The sequence below is a fragment of the Kitasatospora sp. NPDC058063 genome, assembly GCF_042885395.1.
Taxonomy (GTDB): Bacteria; Actinomycetota; Actinomycetes; order Streptomycetales; family Streptomycetaceae; genus Kitasatospora; species Kitasatospora lactacystinica.
On sequence record NZ_JBHVSD010000017.1, the window covers coordinates 65,634 to 91,555 of the forward strand.

General features: G+C 68.1%; 11 protein-coding genes, 1 pseudogene and 2 CRISPR repeat arrays (1 of these 14 only partly in view). Of the genes and pseudogenes, 3 read left to right on the forward strand and 9 right to left on the reverse strand.

Features of this window, described 5'->3' with window-relative positions; genetic code table 11:
• Window positions 1-153: a CRISPR direct-repeat array (repeat unit 37 nt; unit sequence GTTGCGATCCTCGGCCGCCCCGGAGGGCGACCGCCAC) (it extends 911 nt beyond the left edge of the window).
• 137 nt (window positions 154-290) lie between these two features.
• The 6 genes and pseudogenes from cas2 to cas5c all read right to left on the reverse strand — a co-directional run bounded on the left by cas2 (window position 291) and on the right by cas5c (window position 5,689).
• Complete coding sequence (cas2, locus tag ACFVUY_RS27095) at window positions 291-581, reverse strand: CRISPR-associated endonuclease Cas2 (protein ID WP_387687925.1); 291 nt, start codon at window positions 579-581, stop codon at window positions 291-293.
• Window positions 581-1,615: a type I-C CRISPR-associated endonuclease Cas1c gene (gene cas1c / locus ACFVUY_RS27100; protein WP_380358932.1), complete on the reverse strand. Its 1,035-nt coding sequence runs from the start codon at window positions 1,613-1,615 to the stop codon at window positions 581-583. The genes cas2 and cas1c overlap by 1 nt, the downstream gene beginning before the upstream one ends.
• Window positions 1,616-1,799: 184 nt before the next feature.
• Window positions 1,800-2,276: pseudogene (locus ACFVUY_RS27105) on the reverse strand (Dna2/Cas4 domain-containing protein); the annotation flags it as partial.
• Window positions 2,273-3,166 (reverse strand): type I-C CRISPR-associated protein Cas7/Csd2, encoded by an 894-nt coding sequence (cas7c, locus tag ACFVUY_RS27110; RefSeq protein WP_380358936.1) that lies wholly within the window; start codon window positions 3,164-3,166, stop codon window positions 2,273-2,275. The pseudogene ACFVUY_RS27105 and the gene cas7c, both read right to left, overlap by 4 nt.
• Before the next feature lie 53 nt (window positions 3,167-3,219).
• Window positions 3,220-5,001 (reverse strand): type I-C CRISPR-associated protein Cas8c/Csd1, encoded by a 1,782-nt coding sequence (cas8c, locus tag ACFVUY_RS27115; protein ID WP_387734100.1) that lies wholly within the window; start codon window positions 4,999-5,001, stop codon window positions 3,220-3,222.
• A 4-nt stretch (window positions 5,002-5,005) separates the two neighbouring features.
• Window positions 5,006-5,689: a type I-C CRISPR-associated protein Cas5c gene (cas5c, locus tag ACFVUY_RS27120; RefSeq protein ID WP_387734103.1), complete on the reverse strand. Its 684-nt coding sequence runs from the start codon at window positions 5,687-5,689 to the stop codon at window positions 5,006-5,008.
• A gap of 1,011 nt (window positions 5,690-6,700) precedes the next feature.
• A CRISPR array of direct repeats spans window positions 6,701-8,409; the repeat unit is 37 nt; unit sequence GTTGCGATCCTCGGCCGCCCCGGGGGGCGACCGCCAC.
• 169 nt (window positions 8,410-8,578) lie between these two features.
• Here cas5c and cas3 point away from each other — a divergent pair.
• Window positions 8,579-10,840 carry a CRISPR-associated helicase Cas3' gene (gene cas3, locus ACFVUY_RS27125; protein WP_387734106.1) on the forward strand — a complete coding sequence of 754 codons (2,262 nt, stop codon included), beginning with the start codon at window positions 8,579-8,581 and terminating at the stop codon, window positions 10,838-10,840.
• A gap of 210 nt (window positions 10,841-11,050) precedes the next feature.
• Here the strand turns inward: cas3 and ACFVUY_RS27130 are convergent, their stop codons facing one another.
• Together ACFVUY_RS27130 and ACFVUY_RS27135 are read right to left on the reverse strand one after the other, a co-directional pair.
• Window positions 11,051-11,506, reverse strand: a complete 456-nt coding sequence (locus ACFVUY_RS27130; RefSeq protein ID WP_387734109.1) for an Imm1 family immunity protein — start codon at window positions 11,504-11,506, stop codon at window positions 11,051-11,053.
• Window positions 11,507-11,783: 277 nt separating this feature from the next.
• Window positions 11,784-15,995, reverse strand: a complete 4,212-nt coding sequence (locus ACFVUY_RS27135) for a ricin-type beta-trefoil lectin domain protein (protein WP_387734111.1) — start codon at window positions 15,993-15,995, stop codon at window positions 11,784-11,786.
• 544 nt (window positions 15,996-16,539) lie between these two features.
• Here ACFVUY_RS27135 and ACFVUY_RS27140 point away from each other — a divergent pair.
• Window positions 16,540-23,715 (forward strand): polymorphic toxin type 43 domain-containing protein, encoded by a 7,176-nt coding sequence (locus tag ACFVUY_RS27140; RefSeq protein ID WP_387734113.1) that lies wholly within the window; start codon window positions 16,540-16,542, stop codon window positions 23,713-23,715.
• Between the two features lie 79 nt (window positions 23,716-23,794).
• Entirely contained in the window at window positions 23,795-24,319 is a 525-nt protein-coding gene (locus tag ACFVUY_RS27145; RefSeq protein WP_387734115.1) for a hypothetical protein, read from the forward strand.
• A 355-nt stretch (window positions 24,320-24,674) separates the two neighbouring features.
• On the opposite strand, the gene ACFVUY_RS27150 is transcribed toward ACFVUY_RS27145, so the two are convergent.
• On the reverse strand, window positions 24,675-25,772 hold the full coding sequence (locus ACFVUY_RS27150; RefSeq protein WP_387734117.1) for an integrase core domain-containing protein: 1,098 nt from the start codon (window positions 25,770-25,772) through the stop codon (window positions 24,675-24,677).
• Window positions 25,773-25,922: the final 150 nt, after the last annotated feature.

Sequence of the window (25,922 nt, forward strand, 5' to 3'; positions counted from 1 at the left end):
CGCCACTCCTTGAAGTCGCCGCGCATGGCGATGGTGAGGAGGTTGCGATCCTCGGCCGCCCCGGAGGGCGACCGCCACCTGGTCCACCTCTGGTACGTCGGCGCCTGGCCCGGCGAGTTGCGATCCTCGGCCGCCCCGGAGGGCGACCGCCACGGCACTTGACCAGGTCAGGACCCTACCTGTGTGACGAGTATTTGCGCGCCGTTTGCCAGCAGATCCACTCAAACCAGACATCTGGCTTCGGTGCGGCCCGCGTGGCACGTGTGAACTCCGGGTTCCGAAGCCTTCCGTCACAGAACCAGGTCGTCACGATGGGGCTGTACCTGAGCGACTCCTAGAGTCTGTACGTCGTTGAAGCCGTTGTGTGGAAGCCGGTAGATCCGGATGCTGTCGGTGTCTGCGTCGATGGTCTTGTTGATGTCGTTCAGGAGGTGCAGGAGATCGATGTCGGTGGCGACGATTTCGAAGACCGACTTCTGGACGCGTAGGCCGTGTCCTTCGCAGAGTTTGGCGACTTTTCGGAGTCGGCGGCGTCCTTCTGGTGTCGTGGTGTCGACGTCGTAGGTGAGGAGGAGGTCCATCAGGCGGCCGTCCAGGGCAGGTACCCGGGCAGGTCGCCGCGGATGTGGCGGGCGAGGATGCGGCACTGAACGACCGGAAGGAGTGCGGCGGGAACTGCTCGTCCTGCGATCGGGTGTTCCCAGGTCTGGGTCTTCCAGTCCTGCCAGGCGGAGAGCACGGTCTTGCGGCCGTCCTCGGTGAGGTTGACGGCGCCGCCGGCGAGGTGGTCGAAGTGGTGGGCTTTGAGTTCGCGGCGGTTGAGAAGGGTGAGTGCGAAGCGGTCCGCCAGGACGGGCCGGAACTCCTCCATGAGGTCGAGCGCCAGGGCCGGCTTCGCGGGCCGCAGGCCGTGGAGGAAGCCGATGTACGGGTCGAGTCCTACCTGTTCGATCGCACCGTGGACGAGGTTGCGCAGCAGTCCGTAGGTGAAGGACAGCAGGGCATTGACCGGGTCGGTGGGTGGGCGCCGGTTGCGGTGTGTGAAGGCGGGGATGCCGTCGGCGGGTCGGTGCACGTCGCGCAGTGCGCTGAAGTAGGTGCGGGCGGCGTTGCCCTCGATGCCCATCAGGGTGTCCGGGGAGGCGGCGTTCTTGGTCTCGGGCAGTGCCTCGGCGAGTTTGGCGGCTGCTTCGCGGATGCGGGCCTGTGGGGTCTGCTGCGCGTCGCGGGCGGCGCGCAGCAGGATCCAGCGGCTGTTGCGGATCTTCCCGGCGACGGTGTTGCGGGCGATGTCGAGCCGCAGGTGCGGATCTGCGTGGGTGCAGTGCTGCTGGTGGCGTAGGAGGACGTTGCCGCGAACAGGCCCTTCGAGGCGTGCCTGGAACCGGCCGCCTCGGGTCATCCAGGTGACGGGCCGTCCGTCCTGTGCGCAGCGGGTGAGGAGTTCGGTGGAGAGGTTGATGTGGCCGTAGAGGACGATGGCGTCGAGTCGGCGTAGGGGGAGGGTCTTGCGGCCTGGTGTGTCGGGGAGGTGGATGCGTAGGGAGTCTTGGTCGAGGCGGAGGTCGGTGCCTTGTGTTTGGACGTAGAGGGTGTTGAGGAGTTCGGTGGTCATGGGTGTGTGGGTTCTTCGTCGGGGGTGGTGTAGAGGGTGGTGAGGGCGTGCTGGTAGCGGTGGGTGTTGGTGAGGACGGTGGGGATGCAGTTGGTGGCCATGGAGCAGCGTCGGCAGCGGTTGTCGGTTGCGGGGGTGGTAGTTGGCGGGTGGTGAGGAGGGTGCGGATGGCGTGGGTGGTGGTGATGACGCGTTGGTGGAGTTCGGGGGTGATGGTGATGGTGTGGCGTCGGCGGTCGGTGGCGGAGTAGATGGCGGCGTGGGGTACGGGTTGTTGGAACATGTGTTGGAGGCAGATGGCTTGGGCGGCGGCTTGGACGTCGGCGGGGCCGCCGGGGTGGTAGCGGCCTGATTTGTGTTCGATGGGCAGGATGGTGCCGTTGTTGTGGAGTTCGACGGTGTCGCAGGTTCCGGTGAGGCCGTGTTCGTCGTGCCAGACGGGTAGGGCGTGGAGGGTGCGGATGGTGTTGCGGCCGCGGTTGCCTGGGGTGTCGACGCGTTGGTGGAGGAGGGTTCCTCGGGTGGTGGCGGCGTCGTCGGTGAAGGCGTCTTCGAGGACGATGAGGGCGCACTGGCGGGGGCAGTAGGTGTAGTGCTCCAGCCAGGAGATGGCGACTTGGGGTTGGTCGCCGTCTCCTGGCTTTGGTTGGGGGTGGTTCATCCGATGAGGCGGGTGAGGGTGATGCCGGCGTCGGTGAGGCCGGTGTCGTCGATGTCGATGGGGCCGTAGTCGGTGATGTTGCGGGCTGTGGCGTCGTGGAGCTGCTTGATGCGGATGCGGTCGAAGAGGGTGTGGGAGGGCTGGCGACCGAAGGCGTCGTCGTGGGTGAAGACGTAGAGGCCGCGCAGGGCGAGGCCGCCGCGGGCGGCGGCGCGGTCGTGTTCGAACATGATCTGGAAGGCGCGCCAGAACATGTCGAGGTCGTTGGCGGTGACGCCGGTGCGGGCGGCGAGCGGGGCGCTGAAGTGGCCGCTTCCGCGGTAGAGGGCGTAGGGGACGATGTGCTTGGTGCCCATCTCGGTCTCCTTGCCCTTCTTGTCGTCGGTGGGGTTGTTGAAGGCGTCGACGTCTTCCTGCTTTGTGGGGGTGACGCGGGTGATGCCGATCTCCAGGGGGGTGATCGGGTCGATGGAGCGGGAGAAGGTGAGCTGCAGGGGGCCTTGGACGCGGCCGGCGGGCTTCTTGCCGGTGCTCATGACGGCGCCGAACATGCGGATGTCGTAGAAGGTTTGGCACATCCAGGTGCGGGCGTCGGCTTGCTGGGTTTCGGTTCCGAGGGCGGTGTAGGCGCGTTCGTGCTGGCTGTTGAGGGCGACGCCGGCTTCGACGTAGATGTCGTAGCCGGGCTTGGGGTCGTGCTGGTTGAGCATGGCGACGGTGTTGCGGATCTTGCGTTTGATGGCGACGTCGGTGATGAGGCCCTGGCCGGAGACGGGGTCGGTGCGGGGGCTTCCGCCGGCGTCGGGGTCGCCGTTGGGGTTGCTGTCGGTGGCCTCGATCAGGAACACGAAGTCGTGCTTGCGGGTGGGGTCGAGGTGGGCGTCGGTCATGGTGCGGGTTCTCCTGGTGGTGTCGGTTGGATGTGGACGTTCGGGTGGGGCTGTCAGGGCGTCTGGTCGGCACCGTCGTCGGTCGCCTGGGTGGCGGCTTTCGCGGCCTTGGCGGCTGCGCGGGCCTGGTTGTCGGCGGTGCGCTGCTGCTCGTAGCCGATGACGAAGCGGGCCTGTTCGCGGGGTGACAGGTGAGTGGGAAGGTCGTCGGTGAAGGCGGCGAAGGCCTGTGACAGTCGTGCGTCCAGGGCGAGGTAGGCGGGCTTCTTGTCGCGGCGAAGGCGCTTGAGGTGGGCGTTGGCGCCGCGGCGCAGGTTCGCCAGGACCGCGGCTGGGGCGGTCATCGCGGTGCCGAAGAACTTGTCGCCGATCGTGGCCTTCACGTCGGGCAGGGCTGCCTGCTGGACGGCTTCGAGGACGGCGAACGCGCGCCCGCACAGGTAGGCGGGGTCGGTGCTGGCGGTGTCGAGTCGCGGCATGGGTCGGTCCGTTCGATTGTGGGAGCGGGCGAGGGCCAGGCGCAGCAGGGCGGTGCGCGGGGTGTCGAGGTGGTGGTCGGCGCGGATGCGCTGGAGGAGGTGTGGGAGGAGGCGTGCGGGGGGTGGGGTGCGGCGTAGGGCGGTGTGGAGGAGTTCGCGTTCGATGCCGTGGGGTGCGGTGCCTTTGACGTACTGGGTGCCGTTGTGGCGGCCGGCGGCGAGTGCGAGGTGCCACAAGGGCAGGTAGCGGGTGGTGTCGCGCCATCCGTCGTAGACGCCGTGGTCTTCGAACCAGGCTCCGAGGTTGGCTTTGACGGCGTCCAGGGGGACGTCGAGCCATTCCCGGACGACGGTGCGGGCGTTGTTCAGGCCCAGGGTGAGGACGTAGAAGTCGTTGGTGGTGATGCGGGTGGCGGTGGCCGGGTCGGGGTTGTGGTGGAGGGTGTCGATGAGGTGGGCGATGGCGGCGGGGTCGGGGCTGCTGTCGTCGATGAGTTCGATGAGGGGTTGTTCCAGGGGTTCGCGTGTCCACCACAGGAGCACGCCGTCGGGGAGGGATCGGCGGTGGCTGTCGGTGGTCAGCAGGCGGTTGAGCGTGGCCATGGCGCGGCTTCCGCACCGGTCGCACACGGGGGTGTTGACGAGCTTGATGATGCCGCCGCGGCCCTGTGCCGGTGAGTTGATGCTGACCAGCTGGGCCTCGTTGGTGCCGCCGGTCGAGGGGACGGCGCCCTTCTTCACCGGTTCGGGGATCGTCGACAGCAGTTCACCCGGCTGCCCGCAGACCAGGCACAGTTCCTGCTCGGCGTCCCCGGATCCCTTGCGCTCGCGGACGATGCGCGCCCACAACTCTCGCGCCGAGGCCCGTTCGTGCAGCCACTGGCCGTCCACCACTACGGCGACCGTGTGCCGGGCGTCCAGTTCCGGCGGAATGTCGAGCGCGGCGACTCTGTGGGTGAGGATGTCGAGCAGTTGGCGTGCCGCGGCGTCGTCGGGTGCTTCGTCGGCCCAGCGGCGCAGCAGGCCGAGGTACTCGGTGTGCCGGCGCGCGGCCTCGGCCACGTCCTTGTCGCTGGGGCCGTCCGGTTCGGTGGTGCCCCGTGCGCGTGCGAGGACGAACTCCGCGGTGTCCACCAGGAGGAACGGCGGCACCTTCGTTCCGGAGCGCTGCACGTAGGGCACTGGCTCGATCACCGCGTGGCCGCGTGACTTGGCCGGTGGCCGCCGGTCGGACAGGAACGGGCCGGCGCCGTCCGAGGTAATCACCAGCGCCCAGTCGATCTGTCGGCGCCGGTAGAACTCGGGCGGCAGGTCCGCCATCCGTGCGGCTTGTTCGGTCAACCGCTGCAACAGCACTGGCTCACTCCTCGTTGTCGGCGCGCCAGGGCGCAGACGGCATCGCGACCGCCCCGGCGGACAGTGGCTTGTCCGGCACGTCCATAACTCCGCGTTCCAGCCTCGCCCGGAACCACTGGTAGCGCTCGCCCTTGGGCGTGTAGGTGATCGAGTGCAACATCACGCCGAGTTCCTCGCTCCGCTCGGCCAGTACCGGTGCCTGCGAGGCCGGGCCGAAGGACGCGCTGAACTCCCTGCACCCCAGGAACGGCTGGGAGAAGCAGGCACCGCGGTCCACTCGGCGGCGCAGCTGCTCCCGGAACTTCTGCTCCGGCGCGCCGGCGTGCCCAGCCACGACGATCTGCGCGCGGATCCGGTACGCCACATCCGTCAGCGCCATAGTGTTCCGCTGGTCCCGGTCCTCCTCGACGTCGTAGCGGGCCCCGGGGGTCGTCTGAAGTTCCTGCAGCTTCTTCGCGGTGACGATCGACTTCACCTCGTTGCGGCGCACCTGCATCCACTGGATCGGCTTCAACACCTCGATCGCCCGGACCACATAGCGAAACTCGGGCTTCCAGTAGATCGCTTCCAGGACACCCACCGCGGCCGACGGCGTCATCACCGGATAACTGACACGCTCCGACTTCAACTCCGGCCTGGTGAAACACGCAAGAGGCCCCCACACCTCCACGATCAGGTCCGGAAACACCCACCCCTCGTTCCCGCGACGCCGCGCAACACCGCGCCTCGCCTCCACCGCAGCCTCTCTTCCAGCCATCCCGACACCCCTTCAGACATCACATATGACGCAGCATCGGGTCTTGCCTCGTCGCGGTGACGCTAGACAGCACCACCGGACGATCGACGCCCGATCGCTCCGCCAATGGCTGTGCGATCCACTTGCATGACTCCGGCCGACGCTGGCCAACAGAATGGCGCGGCCCTCCGGCGCAGTCGGTCCGAATTCAAGAAGAGATCAATTTCGATCGCAGTCGACTGATATTGATCGCGTTGTAATCCCCCGGGCCTTCCGCCAGCCGCCAGAGGTAGCCAGAGCCACCGGGACTGCCGGCCCCGAACCACTGACCGCGGCCACCCTGAGGGCGAACCACCATGACCCCGCCCGCCGAACAGGGCGGACGGGCGGCTCCCGAAGGCTCACCGCGACGAGGCTCCCGCCGACTTAGGTCGGCCGATGTTGCTTCACGAATCACTCCACCTCACACGACCGGGCGACCTATCCTGTAGCCAATGCCCCTCCATCAAGGGGCCGGTGGCGCCATCAGCCTGGCCTGACTGGCGGGGATCGTAACAATGGCTTTCGCAGGACGAGTGCCTGCCTGTTTGATGCGGATCGAGGATCATCCTCGGTCCGCATTTTTCATAATCGGCCAATAGCGGTCTATGAGCCCTTCACTCTTCCGCTTCAGGCACCATGGACTCGCCAGTGTCCTGAGAAAACCATTGAAGGAGTGACAAGATGGAGATGTTCCGCGCAGTGGCCCGCGAGCCATGGTGGGCCTGGGTGTTCGCGACCCTCGCGCTCGCCCGGCATGGCCAGGTTCAGCTGCAAATCCGGATCGGAAGGTCGCGACGGGCGATGCCCCGTCAGCTTCGGCAGGCAGCCGATTAGCCTCAAATCACCGCACCGCCAGGCAACGGCCCCCGAAGAACGACCGCAACCTCGATGAAAGTGGCTGGGGTCCCACCCTCAGGAGGCACTGTGGCCCTCGGCCGCCTCAGAAGGGGACCGCCACGCTGCTGCGGGAACTGCACGTTCGAGCCGAAGTCGGTGTTGCGATGCTCGGTCGCCCGCAAGGGCGACCGCCACCACCCTGCGGCCCCACCGTAAGGCCGCCCAACGAGGGTTGCGATCCTCGGCCGCCCCGGAGGGCGACCGCCACGCCGGAACTCTGCGCGGTCGCGGCCGTCTTGACGATGTTGCGATCCTCGGCCGCCCAGGGGGCGACCGCCACGCTGCAGTCCCTCGGTCCTGGCCGCGGTGGCTACTGGTTGCGATCCTCGGCCGCCCCGGGGGGCGACCGCCACCTCGACGGCGTCACCAAGGCCAGCGGCTACCTCCGCGTTGCGATCCTCGGCCGCCCCGGGGGCGACCGCCACTGTTGGCGGGGCGCCGGCACCCAGGCGGGGAACGGGGGTTACGATCCTCGGCCGCCCCGGGGGCGACCGCCACCCCGGCGGCAAGGACGTCAAGGTCACCGTGCCGACGTTGCGATCCTCGGCCGCCCCGGGGGGCGACCGCCACCCGCGCTTGCGGGCCCGGTGCCGGCCCATCAGCCAGTTGCGATCCTCGGCCGCCCCGGAGGGCGACCGCCACTCCACGTACTCGGATTCCTCGGCACGGTGCTGAGGTTGCGATCCTCGGCCGCCCCGGAGGGCGACCGCCACTCCACGTACTCGGATTCCTCGGCACGGTGCTGAGGTTGCGATCCTCGGCCGCCCCCGGGGGGCGACCGCCACGTCGATGGCCCAGCACATGCGCCGCGAGGCGGAGGAGTTGCGATCCTCGGCCGCCCCGGAGGGCGACCGCCACTCGGGCGCGACCTCGTCCGTACGGATGGTCAGGTCGTTGCGATCCTCGGCCGCCACGGAGGGCGACCGCCACCTGGTCCACGGTCTACGACGGCGCGGTCAGCGGACGGTTGCGATCCTCGGCCGCCCCGGAGGGCGACCGCCACGTGGTCCGGGTCGATCACCGGACGCAGGACGTCGGCGTTGCGATCCTCGGCCGCCCCGGGGGGCGACCGCCACCGGGGTCGCCTGCGTTCCAGATCGAGCAGGGCTTCACGTTGCGATCCTCGGCCGCCCCGGGGGCGACCGCCACCGCGGGGCCAGCCTGCGCGAGGAGGCAGGGATCCGCGTTGCGATCCTCGGCCGCCCCGGGGGGCGACCGCCACCTGGCCGAGTACATCCGCCAGTACGCCGTCGCCAAGTTGCGATCCTCGGCCGCCCCGGGGGGCGACCGCCACCGGCCCGTCAGGAGCTGCGTGCCGAGCGGGAGCAGGTTGCGATCCTCGGCCGCCCCGGGGGGCGACCGCCACTGGTGTGCGGGGTGCGCACCTGCCCTGACCTGGAGGTTGCGATCCTCGGCCGCCCCGGGGGGCGACCGCCACCCACGTCTGGGCCCGCACGTGGGTGACCGGACGCAGGTTGCGATCCTCGGCCGCCCCGGGGGGCGACCGCCACGTGGACCCGAACCTCGGCGCCGTCGCGCCCTGGTGGCGTTGCGATCCTCGGCCGCCCCGGGGGGCGACCGCCACGCGCGAAGGTGCTGACGGACATGCGGGACATCTACGAGTTGCGATCCTCGGCCGCCCCGGGGGGCGACCGCCACCCCGCACCTTCCTCATGCTCCTCGCGACGATCAATGAGTTGCGATCCTCGGCCGCCCCGGGGGGCGACCGCCACGCCGGCTGACCAGCGACAACCAGCGATCCGGCACAGGACGACGAAGCATCCCAGAGGCCCAGACATATCCAAACAGGACATACTGCTTCGGCGTGAAGCGCGTGTCGCCTGCATGCTCCGGGTTCCGAACCACCCTCTGCCAGCCTGCCGACGACAGTAGGGTCCGGTCATGGGAAATCTGATCGGTATGGAGGACTCAAGCAGCGATGTGACGCCACTGTGGGCACACAGCCGGAACCTATCAGGCTGGCGCCACACTCTGGAGGATCACCTGCGCGGATCCGCAGCCCTGGCACGGCAGTTCGGCGCCGCCTTCGACGCGGGCGAGCTGGCCGAGTACCTGGCCCTGGTACATGACGTCGGCAAGGGATCCTGCTCCTGGCAGCACGGTCTGCAGGTTGCCGAAGCCGACAGCCGGCGAGTCGGTATTCCCCACAAAGAGGCCGGGGCATGGCTGGCGGCGTCGCATGCCGGGCGTCCGTTCGCCGCCGTCGTGCAGGGCCACCACGGCGGTCTTCCCGGATACCAGGACCTGCAGACGCTCATCGACTCCGTGAAGGCACGAACTCACAAGGAGCAGCCGCTGATCGAGGAGGCGATCGCCCGTGTCGCCCTGGTTGTTCCGGAGATCACGCCTACCGGTCGGGTGCCGCTGCCGCGGTGGCTCATGGGCCCTTCTTCCCCGGGCGCCCTGCTTGCGCGGGATCTGCTGCTGCGGATGCTGTTCAGCTGCGTGGTGGACGCCGACTTTCTCGACACCGGCGCGCACTTCGCCGATCTGCCTGTCGTGCTCCGTGAGGACGTCGATATGGCCGCTCTGGCCGGGGTGTTCGAGGAGCGCCGCCGGCGCGCGCTCGCGGCGCGCCGGCCGTCGCCGGTCGACGATGTTCGCCGCCGCGTCTATGAACTAGCAGTGGCCCGCGCCACCGGCGGGCCCGGTATGTACGTGCTGCACGTGCCGACCGGCGGCGGGAAGACCTTCGCCTCGGCCGGGTTCGCGCTGCATCACGCGGCCGCGCATGGCCTTCGGCGGGTCGTGGTCGCCGTGCCCTACGTGAGCATCACCCAGCAGAACGCCCAGATCTACCGGGACCTCCTCGACCCCGACGATGACGCTCTCCCCTTGACCGTGCTGGAGCATCACAGCTCCGTGGACCTGGACGCCCCGGACTCCCGCCGGGCGCGCACGGCCGCCGAGAACTGGGACGCCCCGTTCGTCGTGACCACCACCGTCCAGCTCTTCGAATCGCTCTTCTCCCACAAGCCCGCCGCCATGCGCAAGCTCCACCGCCTGGCGAAATCCGTGATCGTCCTGGACGAGGTCCAGGCCCTGCCGGACCATCTGCTGGTTCCGATCCTCAGTGCCCTGCGCGGGCTCGTCGAACGCTTCGGCGCCACCGTCGTCCTCGTCTCCGCGACCCAGCCCGACTTCTGGTCCCTCGCCCAGCTCCACGGCCTTCCCCGCCGCCGACTCATCGACGACCCCTCCGGCCTGTTCACCTCACTGCGCCGCGTGACCTACGACTGGCGCCAAGGCCCCCACGTCACCTGGGAATCGATGGCCGAGGAGATCGCCCGCCGCAGCGGCCGCCAAACGCTGACCGTGGTGAACACCACCACGGACGCCGCACGCCTGCACCGCCTTCTGGAACACCAGGCGCCCGGCCCGGTGCTCCACCTCTCGACGCGGATGACGGCCGAACACCGTCGCACGACCATCGCCCTGATCCGGGACATGCTCGACGCCGACCAGGACGTCCACGTGGTCTCGACCCAGCTCATCGAGGCCGGCGTCGACCTCGACTTCCCCCGGGTCCTCCGGGCCTGGGCCCCCGCGGAATCCCTCCAGCAGGCCGCCGGCCGCTGCAACCGCGACGGCCGGCTTGCGCAGGGCACCGTCGTCGTGTTCCACATCCACGACGCCGGCCAGCCCCGCGACAACCTCTACGAGGCCGCCCTCAAAGCCACCGCGGCCCACATCGGCCCCGGCCTCGCCCAACCCGACGACCTCGACGCCCTCAACCGCTACTACCAGCTGCGCTACACCCTCCACGGCAGCACCCCCGCCACCATGGGCGGCGACATCGACGACCTGCGCACCCGCTTGGAGTTCCCCGCCGTCGACCTAGCGTTCCGGATGATCAACGACGAGTACAGCCGGCCTGTCGTCGTCGTCCGCGACGAAGCCGACCGGGACGCCATCGAGGCCGACATCGCCGCGCTGCGCTCCCCCTTCCCGAGCGGCCCCGAACCCCTGCGCCGCCTGCAACCCCACACCGCCTCGCTCCCCCGCCACGAAGCCCAGGCCGCGCTCGCCGACGGGCTCGCCGAACCCGTGATCGGCGACCTCCTGCTGTGGAACGGCGCCTACCACCCCGACCGGGGACTCGACCCGGCCGAGAAGGAGGACCGCACAGCGTTCGTCGTGTAGCCGCCGACCACCGCCACAGGGCCATCCCCATGGCCGCCCGCCCCGACGGCCGGCTGAGGTCTCACCATCGCCTACGCGGACGGATCACCCCCGCCCCCTGCGGGTCCTCGACCCGCTCCGCAAAACGCACCACCGAACTCGGCCTGCCCCGGAAGACATGTCGGCTCCCTCCGAATCCGGAGGGAGCCGACATGCCACCACAGTTGGGCACTATGCGCCGAAGGTCTCAGGCTGCCACTCGATGCAGGTGGGACGCTGTCCACCCGAGGTCAGGAACTCCTTCACCGCCTGGCGGACGAGCGGTATCGGGATCTCCGAGTGGTCGGCGAACTGGGTCATGTTCCACACGAAGTGGTACGTGGGCCTGGTCCGGGTCTCCGGCGCTCCGACCGAAGTGAAGTTCCCCTTCTGGTCCATGTACGACACGAGCCCCAGGCCAAGACTCCTGTCCGCACCGACCACGAGCTGGTGATCCGGGAACCCCGACGAATGCAGTTCCCGGTCCTGTGAGTACACCTCCGCCAGGGTGCAGCAGTCCTCCTCCCCCTCCAGGAGGTCGTCGACGAACGCATCGACGCCCTCCAGGGTGGTGATGACGACCGGCGCCTTCCCGTGGCCCCTCCGGTACCTGGCTTCGACGCCCTTCGTCAGCATTCGTTCGCCCATTTTGCTTTGTTCCTTCCGAACGCCTTGCTCGGCCGGCCGTCGCGACAAACCGGATCCGGCCAGTGCACCACCAGATCCTTGCCGGTTGTTGTCCGGGTGGCTTGCTCGACGTCCGGCCCACCGTTCAGGTTCACCAGGGTCGGTTCGGCGTAATGCAGCAGGTCGTCGTCGGCCGCTCCCCTGGCTCTCCCCGAGGCACACGCACACAGTCACACGGCCGTCATGAGACTGGGCCCCAGCGGGCGGTGCGCTGGGGCCCAGTCTCATGCGTGACGGGTCAGGGATTGACGGGCTGGGGCGGGGTCCTGAGGGCGGGAAAGCTCCAGGTCTGGGCGGGTGTGCCGTTGCAGGTGAAGGCGGCGAGTCGGCTGCCGGGGGTGGTGTCGTTGTTGGGCAGGTCGACGCAGTGGTCGGACGCCGGGTTGTAGAGGCTTCCGTCGGCCCTAGGGAGCCAGACCTGGTTCGAGGCGCCGGGGGTGCAGGTCGACAGCCCGATGCCGGCTCCGTTGGCGGTGCTGCCTCCGGTGATGTCGACGCACATGCCGCGCAGGCTGATGGTGCCGTTGCTGGAGTCGACGGTCAGGCTCTGGGCGGCGGTGTTGTTGCAGGGGACGATCTCGAGTCCCTGGCTGGTGTCGTTGTAGGGGACGTCTAGGCAGTTGTTGCTCGCAGCGTGGCGAATCGCCATGGTTGCGCTCGGCGGGTTGACGGGGGTGGCATAGACAGCGAAGTTGGTGATGCTGCCGTTGAAGCTGGCGCTCGGCTGGCCCTGGTACTGAAAACGGCCGAGGACCAGGCCGCCGCTGGGGGCGGGGCTGGTGGCCGCGTTGTGGTAGCCGCTCCCGGCGAGGGTGCCGTTGACGTAGAGGTTCACCTGGCCGGTGTCGGCGTTGTAGCTGGCGGTCAGGCGGGTCCAGGCACCGTTCTGGACCAGGGCGGCGCTGTTGCTGATGTTGGTGGAATCGTAGGGCCAGGTGTTGTCGTCGCTGTGTGCGAGGGCGAAGCGCCAGGCGCCTCCGGTGCCTTCGCTCCAGAGGATGAAGCTACTGGCGTGGGTGGTGTTCTGGCTGGCGACGATCTGACCGTTGCCGTTGGACTTCGCCCAGGTGCTGATGGTGAAGCTCTTGCGGGTGTCGACGACCGGCTTGTCGGTGGTCATGGCCGAGGTCGAGCCGTTGAAGACCGCGGCCGTCGTGCCGCGGCCGTCGACAGTGTCCGCCGCGAAGGCGAGGTCGGCGGTGGTCGTGTTGTAGGTGATGGCCGGGTCGGCGCTGAGGGCGGTGGTGTCGCCCTGGAGCTTCCACTGGGCGGCCGGGGCCTGGGTGTTGCCGCGGTAGTGGTCGGTGCCGAAGCCGGTGACCGTCTTGCCGGTGAGCGAGCCGGGCCAGGCGTGGAGCTTGCCGGAGCTGTCCAGGGCCCACAGGTCGGGCACTCCGTCGCCGGTCACGTCTCCGTCGGAGCCGACGGTCGGGAAGTCGGTGGTGGTGATGCCCGTGCCGATCTTGGAGGCGGCAGCGGGGGTGACGGAGGTGACGGTGGTGTACTCGCCGAGGCCGTCGGTGCGGGTCTGGGTGGTCAGGGCGTACTGGAGGATATCTCCGGCGGTCCGGTTGCCCGTGGTGGTGCGGGCACGTGCCCACAGGGCCGGGGGGACCGGGGTGGTGCCGGCGGGATCAACGGCGAGGGTGTTGCCCGGGACCATCAGGTCGACGGTGTCCCAGCCGCCGGTGGAGACCAGGTTGGGCGGGAGGAGGGTGTGGTTGGTGTCGGCGGGATAGTACCAGAGGTTGCCGGCCTCAACGACGAGGATGCCGGTGGCGTCCTTGACCTCACGGCTGGGGGTGCGAGTGTCCTTGGCCGAGCCGATCGGGGTGATCTGGGTGGTGTAGCGCCATTGCTCGTCCTGGTGGTAGCCCGGGCAGGACGAATCGCCGCCGACGCAGTTCGGACGGTCCAGGGCCCTCTTCAGGTTGAGGGTAAACCGGCCGGGGTCGGACTCCTTGTTGGCGTAGTAGTAGAGGAAGTTGCCGCCGTCTCGGTGCACGAACAGGTCGTCGGTGTTCTTGCCCGGGTCCAGGGATCCTCGGTGGGTGACGTGGAAGTCCTTCCACGTCCTGCCCGCCTCAGGGGCCTGGTTGGCGGGGGCGGCGGTGCCGGTGGGCGGCACGTTCGGGTTGCCGGGGTCGGTGGCGCGGCCGTGGGTGATCAGGTTGCCGGCGCTGTCGGCAACGAGGATGTCGGGGTTCGCGTCGCCGGTGGTGTCGCCGAACGCGACCGGGCCGGGGGCCCAGGGGACGTAGAAGGAGTACGACATGGTCTGCGAGGCGTTCGCGGCGTCGTCGAAGACCTGGGCGTACAGGATGTTGGTGCCCCAGTGGGGGGGCTTGGTCTTGATCTCGGTGACGTTCAGGGTGCTGCCGGCCGCGGAGCAGTTCTGTGTGTAGTTGGCGAGCTGCGGGTCGTAGCCATAGCGGACGCAGACGACGCCCGAGGCCAGCGGGCCGGAGGGGTTGGGGTCGTAGGCCGTGAAGGGGATCGAGCCTTCCTGGCCCAAGCGCAGGTTGGTGGTCTGGCCGTTGCCGGACGGCGGGAACTGGGTGTTCGGGTCGGTGAAGGTGCCGAACGCTGCGACCGGCGGGGTGGTGTCGACGGCGAAGTGGCACGTGGCCGTCTCCGGCCCGCGCAGGATGCCGTCGTCGCCCTGCGCGGCCCAGCCGTAGATGTGGCCGTCCTTGAGCGTGAAGCGGGGGACGGTGTAGGAGGCGCGGCTGCCGTTGGGGACGAAGTCGGACCAGCCGTTGCTGACGATGGGCGACCCGGTGACTGCGTCGTCCCAGATCCTGACGTACTCGGTGAGCTGGCCCTGGTTGTGGCTGCTGACGACCGAGGTCAGGTTGACCGTGGTGTCGGTCACCCAACGGAACGAGGAGACCGTCCCGTCACCGCAGGCGTCACTCTCGCCTCGGGTGACGCTGCGCGGAGCCGGCAGGGCACGAGGGTCGCCCGGCTGGAGCGGCACGTGGTCGAACTCGGTCGACAGGACCGCGTCGTAGGCGAGGCGCTTGAACGCCGTCTTGTCGCCGGTTCCCTCCCGGCCGATGAGGGCGAATGCCAGGGGTGTACCGGTGTCGGCGAGGGCGTTGCGCATCGCGCTGGTGACGTTGAAATCGATGGGGATGCCGGCCATGCAGGCGTTGTCGCCTCCGTTGCCCGGGACGTCCTTGCCGTCGAGGAATTCGAAGATGTGGTGGGTGCCCCAGGAGATGCTGCTGTCGAAGGCCCCGGCCCGGTAGGCACTCACCGGGTACGCGTTGGTGCAGGAGTGATCGGCGGACACGTGCTGCCAGACGCGCAGGTTGGCGTAGTTGATGGCGGTGTCGGGCAGGTAGCCGTTCAGGTTGAATTCGTACAGGGCCCGTTCGATGCCGTTCTTGGCTTCCCAGCCCTGGTAGCCGACGCCGGGGTGATCGAGGCCGGCTGGGCCGGTGCGGTCGAAGTTGCCGGTCGGGTATGCGGACTGGACCCAGGCGTGGTGGCTCTTGCCCCGGGCGTCGTTCGACCACGTCGGGTCGACGTAGATCGGGTAGCTGGTGTTCGGGCCGTCCAGGAGGTCCGGGCTGGGTGACAGGACGATGCTCTTGCTGCCATTCGTGCCCGTTCCGGCTACCACGGGGATGTCGGCGACCGTGGCCCCGGCTCCGGGGCCGTCCGTCGTGCTCGGTGTGTCCGATGACTGGCTGGTGACCTCGCTGACGCTGTCGCCCTCAAGCATCGAGTTCGTCGGGCTGGGTGCCGTCGCCGAGGACGGGGTGGCGAACGATGCCTTCACTGCTGTGGAGGACTGCGTCGGCGCGGCGCCCCCGGGCACCGGTGCCGCGGCCGACCACATCTGCGGCTTCGGGGCGGTGAAGACTTCCTTGCCTTCGCTGACAGCCTTCAGGCTCCCGTCCTCATTAGTGGACAGCTCCACGCCCTTGGTGCTGGTGGGGAAGGTGAGCGAGCGCACCGCCGGGTTCGAGGCGGCGGTGGGCGTGTGCAGGATCAGCACGGTGCTGTAGCCGCCGAACCGGGTCGCGGTCACCTTCAGGTCGGTGTCCGGTGCTACCGATGCGTACAGGGCGCCGTTGCCGCTCACGGCCGGGACCGGCAGGGGCCCCGGGAACGGCGACGCCACGGCAAATTGCTTGCCGTCCTTGGTCGTCATGGTCGCCAGCGTGCTGCTGCCGCCACCCGAGATGACGAGGTCCTCACTCGCCGCCGCCGGCGCGAGGCTGCCGTCAGCACGCTTGAGCAGCGTGTCGTCCAGCGCCGCCCATGATCCGTCGGCGCGCTTCACGCGCTGGGCGTCCAGGTGCCGTTCCTGGCGGAGCCTGCCGGAGGGTGTGGCGACCGTGGTGCTGAACTCGTCCGTCAGCGACGGGACGGGGACGTCCTTGCCGGTCTTCTTCGCCTCGGCGAGCGCGAGCTCGGCGGGCCGGGGATCCAGCAACTCCCCTGCGTGTTTGGCGTCCCCGGCGGTGACGGCGTCCTGCGCGGCCTGCCACGGATCGGCGGCCGAGTCGGCTGCGGCAGGAGGCGCCGCTAGGCCGGGCAGCGTGACCGTGAGCGCCAGAAGGGCCGCCAGTGACGAGAAGCGGGGTCGAGCGGGTCGCGGTCTGGCGGCACGCTCGAGCGATGGTCGACGGTCAGTCATATCCCTACCTGCAGCACCCATGGCATTTTCCCTGATCTGAACCCTCGGCGCCGGACGCGCAGAGGCCAGGCGGACGGTCTCAGCGAATCGGACGGGTCGTCAATGCTTTTCTTTCCGAAATATCCGCATTGACTGGCATAGACACCCCCATCCATCGCGGGGTGATACATGTCACGCACTGTGTTCTTGATACGAAGAGATCAACTTTCCACCCCTCCCATAGAATCCACCCGCCCTTTGCCGAGTCTTAGTTAACCCACAGTCAGCTAAAGGACGGTCGATGCAAATTCGCAGAAGAAACGGGTCACCGCCGGTAAGCAGGCGCATAGCCTGCACCGTGGTGCTGGCCCTGACCTCGTCCCTGCTGGGACCTGTCGTCTCCCAGGCCATCGCCGCGGAGCCCGACTTCTCCCGGGTGTGGTCACCGCCCAACACCCCGCTGCCGCGGACCCCGTCGGTCAGAGCCGAGGCGGCACCGAAACCGTCCGAGACCGCGCCGCGCTACCCCGTACCCGCGGCCTCGAACACCGCGCCCGCCCGGACCCCCGTCGAGCAGAAGAGCGCGACCGCGGACCTGACGGCCACGCCCTCGCGCGCCGGGACGCTCCCGGTCTGGGTCAGCTCACCCGCACAGGGCCCTGCTGGGGACGCGGTCACGGTCGTGCAGGCCGATACGAAAACCGCGGACGCCGCCCAGGTGAACGGCCTCCTGCTCTCCCTCAGCGCCGCCACGCCTGCAGTCGGCACGCCCCCCTCCGGAGACGGCGACGCGCAGAAGGCGGTGAAGGTCGCCGTCGATGTCGCGGCACTGGATTCGGCGAGCGGAACGGCTGGCGACTTCGCCTCCCGCGGCCGCCTGGTCACCATGCCGGCCTGCGCGCTGACCACACCGCAGGAGCCGTCCTGCCTGGTCCGCACCTCGGTCGCCACCACCTACGACGCCGCGTCGAAGCGCCTGGTCGCCGACCTCTCACTTCCTGCGGACCATACCGGCACGCAGACATCCCCGGCGGACGGCAGAGCGGTCAAGGCCGCACTCTCCAGCACCTCGACGACAGCCGCCGGCACCGGAGCTGTCCTTCTCGGTGCGGAAACGGGCGCTTCCGGCGGCGGAGGGACCTACCAGGCCACCAGCCTGTCGAGCTCCTCAAACTGGGCGGCGGGAAACTCCTCCGGCTCGCTCACCTACAACTACAACATCGAGGTCCCGCCGGCACTCGGCGGCGCCGCACCACTGGTCTCTCTCGGGTACAACTCGTCGTCGGTGGATGGGAAGACGTCGGCCACCAACTCCCAGGCGTCCTGGATCGGTGACGGCTGGGACTTCAACCCGGGCTTCATCGAGCGCAGTTACACCCCGTGCGACAAGGACGGCATCACCAACTCCGGCGACCTGTGCTGGGGCGGCTTCAACGCCACCCTGTCCCTCGGATCGCACGCCGGGCCGCTGGTGCGCGTATCGAACACGGCCGCCAAGTCCGACGAGGCCACCGGCGTGTGGCGGCTGAAGAACGACGACGGTACCCGAATCGAGTTCGGTGCGGATCCTGGTAGCGGCAACAGCACCTACAACGGTGCATATGCCAAGGTCACCGACATCTCCGGAACGGTGTACTACTTTGGGCTCAACCACCTGCCTGGAGGCGACAGGAGCGACCCTGCCACCCAGTCCGCCTCCACCGTGCCGGTCTACGCCCCCAACAGCGGCGACCCGTGCTACGACGCCGCCAAGGGCAAGGCCTCCTGGTGCCAGATGTGGCAGCGCCTGTCCCTCGACTACGTCGTGGACGCCCACGGGAACCTGATCACCTACACCTGGGCACCGGAGAAGAACTACTACTCCCGCGGTGCAGGCCAGAGCAACGGCAACGGAACACTGACGCCGTACACCCGGGCGAACACGCTCGCGCGCATCGACTACGGCCAGCGCCTCGCCGACCAGGTCGCGGCGAAGGGCACACTCCAGCCCGCAGCCCGGATCACCTTCACCACCGCCGAGCGCTGCCTCGCCACCGGGTCCGTCTGCGACCCGGCGAACCGCACGGTAGCGAACAAGAACAACTGGCCGGACGTACCGGTGGACCAGGAGTGCAAGGACACCGGCACGTGCACGGTTCCGAGTCCGACGTACTTCACCACCAAGCGGCTGACCTCGATCGCAACCCAGGTGCGGGTCAACAACGCCTGGCAGGACGTCGACTCCTACGACCTGAAGCACTCCTTCCTCGATCCCATGGACGTCACCAGCGACCCTAAAGACGCCCTCAGCCAGCGCGTCCTGTGGCTCGACTCCGTTCAGCGCACCGGCAAGACCGCCACGCCGAACGTCAGCACGCCCGCGGTGTCGTTCACGGCGGTCATGCTGGCGAACCGGGTCGACGGATCGGACCTCGTACCGGCACCCCCGCGGATGAATCGGCCGCGCATCCAGCAGATCCGCAACGAGACCGGCGGCGTGCTCACCGTCGACTACAACGACCGCGACTGCTCCCGCGTCAACCACGTCATGCCGACGGCCGAGGACGACAACACCCGCGCCTGCTTCCCGGTGCGCTGGACCGTGCCCGGCTCCGTCGCGGGCGCCGATCCGGTCCTCGACTGGTTCAACCACTACACCGTCCGCACGCTCGCCGAGAACGACTTCGCCACCGGCTCACCCGCGAAATCCACCAGCTACGACTACGGTCCTGCGGCCTGGCACCGTGACGACAGCCAGTTCACCGACCCCAAGGCCCGTACCTGGAACGACTTCCGCGGGTTCGCCACGGTGACGGCGACGGTCGGCAGCGGCAACGACGGCCCCAAGACCCGGACCGTCACCACCTACCGGGCGGGCATGGACGGCGACATCCGCAAGAACGGCACCCAGCGCACCGTCCCCCCTCTCACCGACGCCCTCGGCCGCAGCGTCACCGACGTCGACTGGCTCTCCGGGCAGATTCTGCAGACCGAAACAGTTGATCTGACAACCGGCAAGACGATGGTTCAGACAGTCAATAGCCCGAGCCGGGAGTCGACTACGGCGACCCAGCCCCGCGGCAGCGGGCTTCCGGATCTCGTCGCCCGCTACCCGGCCACAGTCAGCAGCACGACCAGCCGTACTCGCAAGGCCGATGGCACCTGGCGGGCCATCACTAAAACAATCACCGGCGACGAAAACCACGGCAACCGACCGATCACCTCACTCGACCAGGCCGACGGCCTGCCCGACCTGTGCACCCGCACCGCCTACGCCACCGGACCAGACCCTCAGCGCATCGATCAGATCGCCGAAACCCTGACTGTCTCCGGAGACGCTGCCTGCACCACCACTGCCACGGGGAGCAACACCGTCTCCCGGCAACGGATCTTCTACGACGGCAAGCCCTACCAACAAGCCGACGCGACGGCCGACCAAACGGCCAAGCAGGTACTCGACCGCTACGACAGCACCGGCGCACCCGTGTTCAACGCCGTCAGCGCCGCAGCGTTCGACACATACGGCAGGACCGTCTCGATCACCGACCCGAACAGCACCGACGCCCAGCACCCGAACGGTGCCACGAACACAACGTCCTACGCGGCTCCCTCAGCCGGCGAACTCCCCACCATCGTCACCGTATCCACGTCGATCCCGGGCGCTGCCAACGGCACCTGGGACACCGTCACCAGCTTCGACAGCCGGCGATCCCTACCGCTGACGGTCAAGGACGCCAACGGCAAGACGGCCACCGAGACCTACGACGCCCTCGGCCGACTGACCGCGGTCTGGTCGCCCGGCCGCACCCCGGCACTTAATCCGAACGCCAACCTGACGTTCAGCTACAACGTCTCCAACACCACCGGCGTCCCCTCGACCACCACGACGTCCACCCTCACCTTCGACAGCGATCCCCCCGTCTACGCACGGGAGATCACCCTGTCGGACGGCTTCGCCCGTCCCCGCCAGACCCAGTCCACACCGGCCGGCCCCGGCTACACCGGCCGGCTCATCACCGACACCCAGTACGACTCCCAGGGCCGGGCCTGGGCGTCCAGTGCGCCCTGGTACAACCAGGCTTCCGGCCCCTCGACGACGCTGGTCAGCGCCCCGGGCAGCGACATCCCAGCACAAACGCGCCTGACCTTCGACGGCCTCGGCCGGACGGTCGCCTCGGCGTTCTGGTCACTGGGCGTCCTGCAGAACCAGACCACCACCGCCTACCCCGACGCCGGCCGCACCGACATCGTTCCTCCACCAGGTGCCTGGCCCAGCACCATCCTGACGGACGCCCGCGGCCGCACCACCGAGGCGTGGCAGTACCGCACCACCACTGCCACCGGACAGGCCTCCGACGCCGCCGTCACCCGACGCACCTACACACCGGCAGGCCAGATCGCCGGCATGACCGACGCCGCGGGCAACACCTGGACCTACGCCTACGACCTGCGCGGGCGCCAGACCAGCGCCACTGACCCGGACACTGGAACGACGAGCCGCACGTACGACAGTGCCTCCCGCGTGTCGACTTCTACCGACGCCAAGGGCCAGGTCCTCACCTACACCTACGACCTGCTCGGACGGAAGACCGGCCTCTACCAGGGAACGGCCACCCCTGCCACCCAGCTCGCCGGGTGGACCTTCGACACGGTGATGAAGGGCAAGCCCTCCTCCTCCACCCGCTACATCGGCGGCAACAACGGCGGCGGCCAGGCCTACACCACCGCCGTCACCGGCTACGACAACGGCTACCGCCCGACGGGCACCGCCCTGACCATCCCCGGCACCGAAGCCGCTCTGGACTCCGGCACGTACACCTACACCACCGCAACCACCTACGACCAGATCACCGGCAAGCCCAAGCAGGTCACTCTGCCCGCCACCGGCGGTCTCCCCCAGGACAGACTGGCGTTCTCGTACAACGACTACGGCCAGATGTTCTCCTACGCCGGTGCCACCACGTACGACGTCCAGAGCGAGTACGACGCCTACGGCAGGCCCCTGCGCTCGACCGTGAACCCGTGGGGCAGCCAGGTCGTCGCCACCAGCGACTACGACCAGGCCACCGGCCGCGTCCGCGGCCAGTTCCTCGACAAGCAGACCTCCACCCTCGGCGCGGTCCAGCAGACCAACTACACCTACAACCCCGCCGGCGCGATCACCTCGATCACCGACATCCCCGACAACAACCCGAGCGCGACCGACCGTCAGTGCTTCACCTACGACTACCTCGGCCGCCTCATCACCGCCTGGACCGACACCGGCGGCATCACCACCCCCGACCCGCTCCAGCACAAGACCCTCGACCAGGGCGCCTGCACCAACACCACACCCACCAGCGGCGCTATCGCCCCTGCCAAGACCACCGTCGGCGCCGGCACCCCCTACTGGCAGGAGTACACCCACGACCTGACGGGCAACCGCACCTCCCTCATCCAGCACGACCAGTACGGTGACCCCGCCAAGGACGTCACCACCACCCAGCAGTTCCCGGCCCCCGGAACCGTCAACACACCGACCACCGCAGCCAACACCGGTGGCGGCACCGGCGGCGCCCACGCCCTGCTCGGCGCCACCGTCAAGACCGGCGCCACCACGACCGCCTCCGGCGCCACCCAGTACGACGCGGCCGGCAACACCACCGCCATCCGCGCCGGCGTCCCCGGCACCGGCACCTCCGCACTGACCTGGAACAGCGAAGGCAAGCTCGCCTCCTACACCGCCCCCGCCCAGATCACCGGCAACGGCGGCACGTGCATCGCCACCGCCGGCGGCAGCAACGCCACCGGCACCAACCTGCAGATCAACACCTGCAACAACAGCGGCAGCCAGCTCTACACCGTCGCCAACAGCAAGCTCGTGGTCCTCGACAAGTGCGTCCAGGCCATGGGCACCACCACGGGCTCAGCCGTCCAGCTCCAGGCCTGCGACAACTCCGCCGCACAGACCTGGAACACCCGCCCCGACGGCACCATCCACAACCCCGTGTCCAACCTCTGCCTCGCCGTCTCCGGCGACGTCACCACCATCAACACCGCCCTGGCCCTCGGCACCTGCGCGAGCACCGTCCCGGCCGGGCAGACGTGGAGCGTCCCCAACACCACCACCACCTACCTCTACGACGCCGACGGCAACCAACTCATCCGCCGAAACCCCGGCCGGAACACCATCACCCTCGGCACCGACGAACTCACCGTCAACACGGCGACCAAGAGCCAGAGCGGCATCCGCTACTACCCCATACCCGGAGGCCTCACCATCGTCCGCCAAGGCGCCGGCACCGCACCCGGAACCTTCGTCGTCCAGGCCACCGATCACCACGGCACCGGCACAACCAGCATCGACCTGGCCACCTCCGCCACCACCCGCCGCACCAGCGACCCCTTCGGCAACCCCCGCGGCAACCAGCCTCCACCCGGAACCTGGCTCGGTACCAAGGGCTACGTCGGCGGCAGCAAGGACGACACCACCAACCTCACCAACCTCGGTGCCCGCCAGTACCAACCCACCACCGGCCGCTTCATCAGTCCCGATCCCATCCTCGACCAGACCAGCCCACAACAGTGGAACGCCTACGCCTACAGCAACAACAACCCGGTCAACCTCAGCGACCCAAGCGGGCTGCGTCCACCAGGCAAGTGTGACGGCGACTGTCGCAATGTCGACGGCAGCGTCGATATCTGGGGCGGTGGCCCTGGCAACTGGGTATACGCCAATATTGCCGGACAGGTGACAGACACAGAGATCATCACCACCACCCAGTACATCAACTTCAAGGACCCCTCTCGATCCGTCATCGCCCAAGACAGGACCGCACGACCGAAGCCACCGAAGCCTGACAACCATTGCTACTACGCCATGGGATCGTGGGAAGGGCCCGGCTGCCACCGAGACGAACCCAAGGGCAACCCGAACTACCCGTCGACCTACATGAAGATCGACAGAGGCCCGCTGGAGACCTGGCAGAAGATCCTTGTCGGTGCGATCGCGATCGTCAGCCTCGCGATTGTCGCCGCTCCTGTAGCCGCCACGGCAGCCCCAACCTGCCTCGCAGCGATCATTGCCTGCAGCGCGGCCATCGCTGATGTAGCGTCGGGTGAAGCCGCCGCAGGAAGCACTGCCCTCGCTGGCGCAGGAGTCACCACAGCCGCGCGCATGCTCGCTTGCAACGGCAAATGTAGTGGCGATCTAATGAAGGGCAGCGGCCCAGTATCCGGCGTGATTGAGGTGAGTGATCGCGTCAAGTCGATCAACGCGCTCAAGAACGGCTTCTTCCCATCCGAGGCACGGGACTTCGTATTCGACCCCACTACAGGCCGGTTTGCAACCGGCGCCAACCAGGGGATTGCCGGACACGATGGCTTGCGTGGGGCAATCGGCGGAAGCCCTGACACCATCGTTGGAGGGCGAATACAGCGCGGCCCAAATGGTGAATTCCTCACTGACGAGTGGTCCGGGCATTATGGCCACCAATGGACCCCAGAAATACGATCGCAATTCGTCAATTTCATGCAGGGGAATGGCCTTGATGTGACACACACGCCATGGGGTGGGTAAATTAAATCTGAAGGAGCGGGCGGCGCGGCACGGTGCCGCGTCGCCCGCCGATTCCCCATCTCGCTACGGGAGGTACTACATGGCTCAGGAATTCCAAGCCGAGCTTGGTCGAGTCAGCAATGCGCACTGGATTTCCACAAAGCACAACGATAGAAGCTTCGAGTGGCTACCGCTGATCAAAATCAGTGACTCTGGCATCTGGCTTGGCATCGACCGAGAGAGCCAGTGGATCCTCGGGCGGACACAGGGAAACATTGTTCTCTCGAATGCAGACATGGCACTTCCTCAGCCATGGCTCACGGTCCTGGAGTTGGGCGAGACCGTTTTCTGGGAGCGCCTACGCGAGGCGGCCCATCTGCATGGACTGTCTGCGGACTACCTTGCCGCCAAGGTGCCAATCGACGACATCATTGCCCTAGGCTTGCGAACTCGAAATCAGCACTGGGCCGAACGTGCGACTCACTGGCTGACCGAAAGGCAGCCCCGCGAAGATCACATCGACCTCCTGCGCGAGACATCGACGTCGCGATGGGCGACCCAATGGACACGACAGACTGCCAGCCGGATGGTCGCGGCACTCAAGAGACAGACTCGAGGAGAGTAAGTCAGCGAATCGCGCCAAAAACTCCGAGCGTTCATCAGAGACTGGAGGGTCGAATCAGAAATTAATTCAATTCAACCTTTTGGTGTAATCAAATACGCCAAATCCCCCCCTTGGGGGTCATGGGCAAAGGGGTCACTTTATTAATTGTGGCAATTTCCCATCACCCATGCTGTAGCAGCAAATATTCCAAGGAGCCCTGCCGAATTGGTTCCGACAGGGCTCCTTGATCGCGTGACGTCTCCGGCACCACCGCCCTGACCTGGATCAGCGAAGGCAACTCGCCGCCTGCACGGATCTGCTTCGCGTTCCCGAAGGTGGGCAGCGCTGCCCTTGCCGAAAACCTCATCCGGCCTGGTCAAGCGGCATGTTGGTACTCGTGGAGTAGGCCGCCGAGTCGGTCGCGCCTTCGTATGTCGAGGTGGGCGATCTGCTCTGGGTTGTCGATCGGTGCGGGAAGGGCGCGGAGGGGCCGGGCGTTCGCGATGCCCTGGTGCGGCCGGTGCTGGTTGTAGAACCTCTCGAACTCGCGTAGAGCCTGCATGAGGTGGCGCTGGTCCCAGATCAGGGTGCGATCCAGCAGTTCTCGCCGGCAGGTCTGCACCCACCTTTCCATGATGGAGTTCATTCTCGGGATCCGGACGCCGCTGAGCACGACCTCGATGCCCGCGTCCTGCAGGACGGCGTCGAAGAGGTCGGGGAACTTCCCGTCCCGGTCCCGGATCATGTAGCGGACCCGGCAGCCGGCGTCCTCGAGGTCCATGACCAGGTTCTTCGCCGTCTGCGTCACCCAGGACGTGGTTGGATGCGCGGTCGCGCCCAGGACCCGGATCCGCCGGTTGGCGTGCTCGATCACCGCGAAGACGTACAAGCGTGCCCCGGACAGGGGGATCGTCTCGAAGAAGTCACACGCCAGGAGGGCGTCGGCCTGGGAGCGCAGGAAGTTGGCCCAGGTGGTGGAGGTGCGCTCGGGTGACGGCGGGATGCCGACCTCCTTGAGGATCTCCCAAACCGTGGATGCGGCCACCTTGACGCCGAGGACGAGCAGTTCACCGTGTAGGCGGCGGTACCCCCATCCCGGATTCTCTGCGGCCAGGCGCAGAACCAAGGCGCGGACCGAGCGCAGGGTACGCGGTCGGCCGCCGCGCTTCGGACGGGACCGGGCAGCGTGACGGCGGGCGACCAGGTCGCGGTGCCATCGAAGAATGGTGTCCGGCCGTACCAGCAAGCGCATCCGGCGCAGCGCGTGCGTCGGCATCCGGTGCAGCAGAGCTCCCAGAAAGGCCCGGTCCACCGCGTGGAACCGTATGCGCTGCCCGCTCAGCTGCCGCTCCAGTACGGTGATCTGATGGCGCAGCGCGAGGATCTCCACGTCCTTCTCGCGGTCGCTCATCGGCAGCAGTCGCAGAATCGCGAGCGCGTTCGTCACACCCAGATAGGCCAGTCGCAGCAGCACGGCTGATCATCATGCCGGAGTAATCGCCAATCTCGCCAGAGCGCCGACTCGGCAACGCGGTCGACCTCCGGTGAATCACCTCTCACCGACTCTCACCAGGGCGGATGAGGTTCTCGGCAAGGGCACGTCTCCAAGACCCTGCGCCACTCC